This is a genomic window from Candidatus Ichthyocystis sparus (genome assembly GCF_900078745.1).
In the GTDB taxonomy this organism is placed as follows: Bacteria; Pseudomonadota; Gammaproteobacteria; order Burkholderiales; family 2013Ark19i; genus Ichthyocystis; species Ichthyocystis sparus.
Genome location: NZ_FKII01000072.1, coordinates 1 through 1,687, shown reverse-complemented (window position 1 = coordinate 1,687; position 1,687 = coordinate 1). Strand labels below are relative to the sequence as shown.

The 1,687-nt window shown below is 38.6% G+C and carries 1 protein-coding gene; it reads right to left on the bottom strand.

Annotated features, from left to right (window positions below):
- Positions 1-1,687: hypothetical protein (locus A6733_RS09075; RefSeq protein ID WP_176696792.1), on the bottom strand; the 1,687-nt coding region annotated here is incomplete at both ends.

Sequence of the window (1,687 nt, the reverse complement as noted above, 5' to 3'; positions counted from 1 at the left end):
TCGTAAGCCTCTTCGCAAGTCTTTGAGTGCGTTTTTTCTCATGGATTTGATGAATTGAAAATGCCGCCAAGGGGATACCAGCAACATCAAGGACTCCAATAAAATCTTCACAACTAACATCATTCAACAATACATCTTCTGGTTCGGCAAAAACTGTACTAGTTGTTTCATTCCATAACGAATCAAACATATACTCCACTGTCTTACGAACGGCGCAATCTAGCTCTGATAAAAAACCTAGTAACTTACCACCACTTAATGGCACTAACTTACAATCAGAGGAACTTGATAATACCTGAACACCATCAAGAGCACGCACAAATCTAGGACGGTACCTAGCATGGTACATACAAATGGACCTATACATAAATCTATACAGGTGCTGTTCCCTGTAGGTTTTGCACCAAATAGCCTTCCCAACCACTGAAAGTTCACTACCCAAAGTGGATAAGATGTGGCCTCGCATCGAATACGAGAAGGACATTCTAAAAGATTTATTAATGTCATAAAGAAGCTTAAAAACTAATTTAGCATTATCATGATGTAACTTAACACCAAGCAAATCAACATATTGATTAGAAGAAGATTTACCATAATCATGATCTCCAATGAAAGAAGACTTAATTAATTCAGAAGATGTACCTGGAGACTCACCTAATGGCAAAGAAGATCCCATTTGTGACTCAGATTGAGAATGGGCACGAGGTGACAATTCAGGGTTAGACTGAAGTGATAATAATTGAGAACTGGAAGTCAAAGAAGACGTAATGCCTGTAACATTAGTTTTTGATGTCGTACGTTTGCCCACTCCTTTATTTCTTTCATGTTTTGAGTTGGTTGCTATAATCACTGATAATGCCAACGGAGGAATGCCAGCAGTGTCTAGGAGATTGATGAGATCTTTACAACTAACAGTATTCAATGAATCTTCTTCCAGAGTTACAGAAGCTTCACTCCAATAAAAATTAAAAATAGACCCCACCTTACCACGTACAGCACAATCCAGCCTCGATAAAAAATCTAACAACCTATCTCCAGCTAACGGTGCTACATTATTATGGTCAGGAGAATCAGATAATACTTGAATGCTAGGAAGAGCACGTATAAAAACAGGTCGATGCTTAGCATGGTATTCACAAAGGCACCTAAATACAAAACTATCTTCACACATTACCCTATAGGTCAAATACCAAATACCTCGTCCAGTCACAGTGAGTTTGCCACTCACTTCTGACGGAAGTTGTCTGGCTACCATACTCCTGTAAGTACGTCTAGAAAATACATCCACTTTAAAAAAGAGATCTTCAATTACTCGAACACTCTCAGGAGATAGCGTAACACCAAGTGAACTCAAAACATCTGAATCAATAGTAAAAGCTGAAGGAGAAACATCAACAGAAGCTCCACATCTTGACTCCGTAACATCAACTGCACACTCACTACTACCACTTCCTAAACTCCTTCCTTTACTTATAACACGTCTTGGATATACATATCTTTGATACATTGAAAATGTTGCTACAGGAACACCAACAACATCTAGAACATTAATAAAATCTCCACAACCAACATCACCCAATGATCCATCTTCTAGTTCGGCAAAGACTGAATCAGCTACTCTATCCCACTCCAAGCTAAATATAGACTCCACTTCATCGCGAATAGCACAATCCAGCTTCGATAAAAA